Source organism: Salipiger sp. (genome assembly GCF_059781815.1).
Genome location: NZ_JBYNAH010000035.1, coordinates 22,846 through 28,845 on the forward strand (window position 1 = coordinate 22,846; position 6,000 = coordinate 28,845).

1 protein-coding gene (only partly in view) is annotated in these 6,000 nt (G+C 67.0%); it reads right to left on the minus strand.

Features of this window, described 5'->3' with window-relative positions:
• Window positions 1-5,970: the start of a beta strand repeat-containing protein gene (locus tag AC6RA4_RS06130; RefSeq protein ID WP_500158429.1), read on the minus strand. The gene continues 21,015 nt to the left of window position 1, outside the view; only the first 5,970 of its 26,985 coding nucleotides appear in the window; its start codon is at window positions 5,968-5,970; the stop codon falls past the left edge of the window.
• Window positions 5,971-6,000 lie beyond the last annotated feature (30 nt).

Here is a 6,000-nt window from a genome sequence, read left to right on the forward strand (position 1 = left end):
GACCCCGGTCTCGGCTGAGACCTCGCTGCGTTCGATGCTGGCCGAGGCCATGGCCGGGATCTCGTCGGCGGGCAGCAGGCCAAAGAGCGCGTCGATGGTGTTGAAGAGCACGTTCTGGCTGTTCACGCCGATGGAGTTGAAGGCCAGCGTCACGCCGATGCCATAGCTGCTGCCGCCGCCCTCGGCGACGGTGGTCATGTCGATGTCGCTGTCGATCAGCGCGGTGTTGGCCGCGGTGACGCTGACCGCGCCAAGCAGGCTCTCGACATCGCTGTCCTCGAGCGAGGCCTCGGCGGTCGAGAGCACCACGTTGGTGGCGATGAGCGCGTTGACCGCGAGCGTGGTGCCGCCTTCGCCGAAGGCGCTGCCGCCATCGGCGGAGATGTCGCCGATATTGTGCGCCTCGATGCCGGCATCCTCGGTGGCGATGATGGCAATGTCGCCGGTGGCAGTGTCGACGGTGGCCTCGTCGATGCGGGCGATCACGCCGCCGCGCACGTCGTTCATGGCGACCATGCCACCGCCAGCGGTGGCGTCGGATTTCGAGAAGTTGAGGTTGATGCCCGGCGGCAGCAGGCTCTCGATGTCGAGCGGATCGACCTTCACCCAGTCGGACTCGGCATCGTAGTCGAGGGTCGAGAGATCGACATCGGTGCCGGTCTGGTCGGCGCCGAAATAGATGTAGAGCGCCTCGCGCTCGGCTTTTGTCTCGTCGTAATCGTCGGCGATATAGACCATGTCGCCGAAGGTCACGCCGCGCTGCACGCCCGAGCGAGTGGTGTATTTGTACTCGTTCACCACGTTCTCGAGCGTCGTGAAGATGATCCCGAGGCCTGCGTCATTGGTGACGGTGGTGGTCACCTCGAGCGTGTTTGTGACGTCGATATGGTTGGTGTCGGTGGCCTCGACCCGCACGCCGGTGCCGGCGTCGATGTCGTTGGCATAGCCGGTATCGTCTCCGACATCGGTCCACAGGGTCGGGCCGAAGGTCTCGGAGGCGAGGTCGATCACCGCCTCGGGGCCGCTGTACTCGTAGACCGTGCCGTCGAGCGCGATGACCCGGTCGCCGGTCTCGACCCGCTGCTCGCCGTCGCCCTGCCGGAGGTTGGCCACGTCGATATAGGCCTTGGCCGCGCCCGAGACCTTGTTGGTCGCCACGATGGCGCCCACGGCGGTGCCGCTGGCGTTCTCGAGCGCGGCCGCCGCCGAGGTGGCCTCGTTGGTGGTGATGGCGATGATCTCGGCATCGTTGGTGGCGAGCACCTCGAGCTTGCCGTCGGCGCTGACGCTGGAGTTCAGGATGTAGGCCTCGGCATCGACCGGGGCCTCGCCGTTGAAGGCCGAGGAGATCAGCGGATCGCCCATGATGCCGTCGAGCGTGTTGAAGAGCACGTTCGAGGGCTCCCAGCCCACCGAGTTGAAGGCCAGAAGCAACCCGACGCCGGTGTCGCCGCTGCCGACCATGGCGATGTTGTTTGCGGTGAGGCGCGCGGTGTTCATCGCCTCGACCCGGACGTTGCCAAGGCCGCTGCCGTCATCTGCGGCGGTCAGCGCGCTGTCGATCACCGCCGCGTCGGCGCCGCCCTGCAGCACGTTGGTGGCGATGACGCCGTTGAAGGCGATGGACTTGCCCTCGCCGAGATTGCTGCCGCCCGAGGAGGAGGTGGAGGCATCGACGTTGGCCTCCATCGTGGCGTTTTCGATCGCCTCGACGACGATCTCGCCATCATCGGCGCCCACGGAGGCGCCGCGGATCTCGGCCAGCACGTCCGAGCGCAGGTCGTTCAGCACCACCAGCGTGCCGACGCCGATGGAATCGCTCTTGGAGACATTGCCGAAGCTCGGGATGCCCTGCGTCACCTGCGTGGGCTTCCAGAGGTTCTTGTCCTCGTAGTTTACGTTATTGATATCTATGATGCTTTCGGTCCCGAGATACTCGTAGACCCCGCCCGCGATGCCGCCGCCGCTATAGCCGTCGTCAAGACGCACCAGCTCGCCGAACTTGACCGTCACCTCCTGCATGCCGGCGCCGCTGAGCGCCAGCCAGTCGGCCTGCTGGAGATCGTTGAGGGTCTCTGCCGCGACCGCCTGACCGCCATCGTTGGTGGTGGTCGAGCTGCTGACCAGCTTGGAGTTCGACCACAGGCCGATGTCGTCGCTGGCGCGCACGGTGACGCTGCCGCCGGCGCTGACTTCGGTGAGCGCAGGCGCGTCCTCGTTGTCGATCACCGCGTAGGCGCGGCCGCTCACCTTGTTCGAGGCCAGCACCACGCCGACGCTCTTGCCGTTGGCATCGGTCTGGGCCGAGGCCTCGGAGACGGTGGAGTTCGACACCGTGGCGTTGAGCTTCTCGGTCGAGAGTGCCTCGACAGTGAGGTCGGTGCCGGCGCTCAGGGCGCTGTCGATCACCAGCGCGCGGGCCATGGACGGGTCTTCGCCGTCGAGCGCCTCGGAGATCAGCGGATCGCCGACCAGCGCGTCGACCGCGTTGAACAGCAGGTTCGAGGCCTCCCAGCCCAGCGTGTTGAACGCCAGCGTCACGCCGACGCCGGTGTCGCCGGTGTTGGTCTCGGTCTGGGTGGTGGCGTCGAGCACGGCGCGGTTGTCGGCGAGGATGTCGATGGCGCCGCCCGCGTCGAGCACGCTGTCGCGCACCAGCGTGTTGGCCGAGGCGCGCACCATGTTGGTGGCGATGGTGGCGTTGACCGCGAGGGACTCGCCGGTGCCCCAGGCGCTGCCGCCCGAGGAGGTGACGTTCGAGGTGAGGCGCGCCAGCATGGTGGCGTCGGCCTCGGAGGAAACGGTGATGTCGCCGGAGGTCGCCGTCAGGTCGACGGCGTCGACGCTGGCGCGGGCCTCGGAGCGCACATCGTTGGTGACCACGATGCCGCCCACCGCGCGCGAGTTGCTCTCGGCGAGGTTGCCGACATTGGGGAAGATGTCCTGCGGCTCGACATTGCCGTTGAGCACCGTCCAGTTGTCTTCGTTGTCGAGGCCGAGCCCCGCGATGTCGGCAAGGTCGTAGCTCTGGATCGGGCCGGAATACTGGTAGTACTTGCCCGCCTCGGCGCCGCCGTTGGAGCCGATATAGATCACGTTGCCTTCGATCAGGGTCTGGGTGCCCGAGAACGAGGTGTAGACATACTCGTTCTGCAGCGCCTGATTGGCCAGCGCGGTGAAGGCGTCCATGTTGTTGGACACCACCGCCGAGATCTCGATATTGCTGTCGGCGCGGATATGCGCGTTGTCCGAGGCCGAGACGGTGACGTTGCCGCCGGCGGTGACGCTGCCCTCGGGCAGGGTGCCGTCCTTCAGCTGCCAGTCGGCACTGTTGGCATAGTCCTGCGCCGCATCGCTGAGGTCGATGCTGAGCGCGGCGTTGCCAAGGGCGAAATCGCCGGGCTGGGCGTCGAGCACGTCGAAGAGCACGATCGGGTCATAGCCCGGCTCGCGCGGGTCGGTTTCGGTCGAGGCGAGGGTGGGGCCGGAATAGACCACGATGTCGCCCTCGGACCAGATGCCGTGATCCTCGTGCAGGCGGATGCGGTCGCCGGCCTCGAGGATCTGCACATCGCTGCGCGAGGAGTAGAGGAAGCTCTGGTCCGCGCCCTGATCGGCGCCGACATATTCGTAGACCGCAGCGCCCACGCTCACCGTGTCGCCGGTGCTCAGCGTCTCGGGCGTGTCGGCGTCGTCATGGGTGGTGGTCGTGGTGTTGTGGATCCATGCGGCGGTGTCCGAGGCGATCCGGTTGGTTGCCAGTAGCCCGCCGCCGGCGGTGCCGTTGGCGCCGTATTTCAGATCCTTGATGCCCTTGCCCTTGTTGTCCTCCTTGGAGCCTTCGACATAGGCGTCGAACAGGGCGCGGTTGTTCTTGGCGATGGCCGAGGTCTCGTTGCCGACGCGGGCGTCGAGCAGGTTGGCCTCGAGCAGCACCAGCGTGCCCTCGCGGTTCTCGATGATCCAGGTGCGGCCGACCTCGTCGGAGACATACCAGCGGAACTGAGTCTCGACCGTCTCGACCGACAGGCTGCCCTCGAAGCCGATGCTGGCGGCCTCGAACTCGGCCTGCAGATCGGCAAGCGCGTCGGCGTCGCCAGCCTCGTCCTCGTCGTCGAGCAGCTTTTCGTCGGCCATGTCGTCGAGCAGCTGCGCGGTGGTGTTGGCGAAGACGATGTCGGTGAGCTCGGCGCTGGTCTCGGCGGTGACCGAGACGTCGCCCGAGGCGTTGACGACGGAATCCTCGATATAGGCCTGCGCGCCCACCGGCTCGGCCTCGATCAAGTAGTCGGAGCCGAGGATCGCATCGATGGTCTGGAACAGCACGTTGCTGCCGTCGAAGCCCACCGAGTTGAACGCCACGACCACGTTGATCGCATCGCTCGCGCCAGTCATCGAGCTGAGCGTCGTGGCCTCGAGCACCGCGAGGTTCAGCGCCTCGACCGAGACGTCCCCGGCAGTGGCGGTGACGTTGCTCTCGGTGATCCGCGCCGAGGCGCGCGAGTTCAGCTCGTTGGTGACCATCAGGCCGCCATAGGTCTCGGTGGCGTTGATGGTCGAGCCGTCGATGGCCTTCATCGTGGCGCGCTCGCGGGCCTCGACCGAGACCGAGGCGCCGGTGACATCGTAATCGTCGATATAGGCGCTGGCGCCGCCCTCGGCCTCGTTGCGGCTGACCATGACGTAATAGGCCTTGGCCGAGCCGGTCTTGATGCCCGCGCCCTTGGCCGCCACGCCGATCAGGGCGGGCGGGATGACATTGGTCTCGTCGAGCTCCTTCCAGAGGTCGATATCGGTGAAATCGGTGGTCGCCAGCGGCACCGAGGTGCCCGAGCCCATGTACTGGAAGCGCTTGCCATGCAGGTCGCTGTTGGCGTGGTTGGTGCCGATGAAGACCCGGTCGCCGAAGACCAGCGCCGGGGAGCCGGACTCGGTGGTGTACTGGTAGGTGTCGAGCAGCTCCTGCGCGAGGTTGTTGAGCAGCCCGAGGCCGAGGTCGTTGGTGCGCGAGGCGCCGGTATCGACCAGCGTCTGGCTCTCGAGCACGACCTCGTCGCTGGCCGCGACGCGCACCATGCCGGCGGCGGAGGTCACGCTCTCGCCCGAGGGGGTGCTGTCGGTGTCGTCGATCAGCGCCGAAGCGGCGCCGGCCAGCATGTTGGAGGCCAATACGCCCTGTGCCGCCATCGCCTCGGCGCCCTGGAAGGCCGAGGGATCGGAGCTGACATCGGTGCCGATGCGGGCGGTGAGCTCAGCGGCGTTGGTGGCGGTGACGGAGACGCCGGTCTGCCCGGCGACGGTGCTGTCGATGATCCGGGCCTCGGCGTCGGAGAAGCTCTTGTCGCCGATATCGGTGCCGATCAGGGCGTCGACGGTCTGGAACAGGATGTTCTCGGCCTCGTAGCCCAGCGTGTTGAAGGCGATGAGCACGCCGACGCTGTCGCCCGCCGAGCTGATCGCCGCATCGAGCTGCGCGTCGAGCGAAGCGATGTTGTCGGCCTGCACCGAGACCGCGCCGGCGGTGGAGAGCACATCGGCCGATTGCTCGACCGTGGCCAGCGCGCTTGCATTGGCGGTGTTGACCACGATGAGCGCGCCCACGGCAACGGAGTCGCCCTTGTCGCCCTGCACCGAGCCGCCGCCCGAGCTTGATACGCCGACATCGCCGGTCGAGGTCAGGCTCGCCATCTCGACCGCCTTCACGGTCATGTCGCCGACGGATTCCACGTCGGCATTGGAGATCCGCGCCACCGCCTGCGCGTCGAAGGTGTTGCGCACGGCCATGCCGCCGACGCCGACGCTGTCGCTGTCGGTGAGGTTGTTGCCGGTGGGGATCAGCTCGGTCTCGGGCACCCGCATCCAGAAATCGGTGTCCTCGAAATCGGTGTCGAGCAGGTCGATCTGGTCGGTGCCGTCGCCCATGTATTGATAGATCGTGCCGGCCTCGCCATTGGCGTCGTTGAAGGCCAACCAGTCGTAATCGAGCCCGACGCGGTCGCC